This is a genomic window from Candidatus Colwellia aromaticivorans (genome assembly GCF_003333305.1).
In the GTDB taxonomy this organism is placed as follows: domain Bacteria; phylum Pseudomonadota; class Gammaproteobacteria; order Enterobacterales; family Alteromonadaceae; genus Colwellia; species Colwellia aromaticivorans.
In genome coordinates this window covers 1-2,252 of the sequence record NZ_QOLD01000031.1, presented here as the reverse complement: position 1 = coordinate 2,252, position 2,252 = coordinate 1, and the positions used below count along the sequence as shown (strand labels likewise).

The 2,252-nt window shown below is 35.8% G+C and carries 1 protein-coding gene; it reads left to right on the top strand.

Annotated elements, in window-relative coordinates:
* Positions 1 to 553 precede the first annotated feature (553 nt).
* Positions 554 to 1,621 (top strand): CNNM domain-containing protein, encoded by a 1,068-nt coding sequence (locus DWA31_RS04985; protein ID WP_342766947.1) that lies wholly within the window; start codon positions 554 to 556, stop codon positions 1,619 to 1,621.
* The last annotated feature ends 631 nt before the right edge of the window (positions 1,622 to 2,252 follow it).

The window sequence follows — 2,252 nt, the reverse complement described above, 5'->3', positions numbered from 1 at the left end:
ATAGTATTCTTCATAACAAGGACTCTTTATAATATTTTTTGTGTGGTAACAAATATATTACCCCACATCTTAGGTGTGGGGGAGTCCAATTATCTTATTAGAGAATGCAGGAGCATATTCTCCTGAATAACCCTTAATAAAAAGATGCGCCTTGATCATGAATCGCTCAGGCATCCTGAAACACGCATTTTGAGGTGTCACGGGTATAGGCACTGTAGATAGGAAAGTACAGTGTTCTCTTGTTGAACACGTCAAAATTAAGTAACTACTCTCCTATCGTCACTCCCGAGATGTTTTAATCGGGAGTCTAATGTTTAAAACAGGCAGATTCCGGCTTCAGCTTTGTAGTTCCAGACCAAAGTTAAGTACCTACGTCCTGTAGGCAAAGACACAACCGGAATGACGTGCACGCTGGGTATGGTGAATAATTAAAATTAATAATTGGTGTTCACAATACCAGTCGGATAGATTGCGTTGTAATAAATAACACCCAAAGTAGACAATTTTTCAAAATTGAGCTTAGATTAATATTAAAATAACTTCTTTGCGCACAATGGAATCTATGTATCTTTTAGGATTATATTTATTTATTGCCTTATTCTTTTCGTTTTTGTGTTCAATTGCCGAAGCCGTAATGCTGAGTGTTTCTTGGGTATATATTGCGCTAATGGAAAAAAGAGGGCAAAAATCAGGTAAAATTCTACGTGAATTAAAAGAAGATATAAATAAACCTTTAGCCGCTATTTTGACTCTAAATACTATAGCGCATACTGTTGGAGCTGCTGGGGTTGGCGCGCAAGCAACTTTAGTATTAGGAGACGCATCATTGGGGATCGTGTCAGCAGTATTAACTTTCCTGATTTTGATCTTTTCAGAGATTATCCCTAAAACCCTTGGAGCATCATATTGGAAGGCATTAGCTCCTGCAACTGCTTATAGCTTGAGGATTTTAATATACTTATTAAATCCATTTATCAAAATGTTAGAGTTTATTACTCGTAATATGGTAAAAAAAGAATCGGTAGGATTTAGGCGGGATGAATTTTCCATTATGGCGCAGCTAAGTGCAAGGGAAGGTCATATAGACCAGCAAGAAGCAACGATATTACAAAATCTGTTGCGACTAAAAAAAATCAAAATCAAAGAAGAAATGACACCAAGAACGGTAATGTTTTTTGAATCTCAGGAACTTCGAGTAAGAGAATTTTTCTATAAACACAAGAAAAATCGATTTACTCGGATACCTGTTTATGGCAAAAAACAAGATGACATTGTTGGTTTTGTTATCAGAACCGATCTATTGTTAGCTCAGGCTCGCGGAAATGGTGACATTTGCTTAAGTAACTATGTTAGGGAGATGCCAACCCTACTGGATAATATGTCATTGTTACGAGCTATGAAGGAAATGATATTTTGTAAAGCCCATATTTCACTAATTGTAAATGAATATGGCACGGTGCGAGGAATTATAACACTGGAAGACATTTTGGAAACTCTAATTGGTCATGAAATAATAGACGAAAGTGATAAATATATTGATATGCAAAAATTGGCAAAACGTTTATGGAAAGCTAAGGCCAAAAAATCAGGTATTGAGTTGGGAGAAAGCAAAAAGAATTAAAGTGTACTTAAGAGGCACTAGACCAGAACACAGCATAAGTTACATGGCATTTGTACATTATCAGAGACATATGGTTGGGATCTCCACATAACATTGGTCGATCTCGTCGGGAATGAGAATTTGAGTATTCATAAATCAAACACTTAGCTGGATACATGAGAATTAATTCTCTATCTAATTCTCGGTCTAAATGAGAATTAGTGAACTTTTCATTTTAAATGTTATTTTTCTATCGTTTTACCACCAATATAGCCATGATAAATTACTGAGATAATGGCAGCTTGGAGCCACTAAGCTGCCATTAATTTTTTGTGAAACCATGAGCATATTAAGGGTAATACTAAACGAAATTCACTGCTCGTTTGTGGGGCAGGTTTAAGCTGTAGATGCCAGAGACCTAAATGACTCTGGCATTTTATTTAACAATCTATACTTTCCGAAATCTCAAGCGCATCATCCACTTCTATTCCCAAATATTCAATATGTGCTGCTGCACATATTCGTTATTATGATCAGTAAGTTATTATGTGTTGTATACCTTCTAAGTAATTGTATATTAATGAGTCCCATCATCAGGACTCACCATAATAAATTGTCTTTGGGGTAGCTTTTAAAGCAGCTATAAAGAGTG

Excerpts from the sequence above, each read along its gene's own strand:
- DWA31_RS04985 (WP_342766947.1), top strand. The coding sequence starts at position 554 with ATGGAATCTATGTATCTTTTAGGATTATATTTATTTATTGCCTTATTC.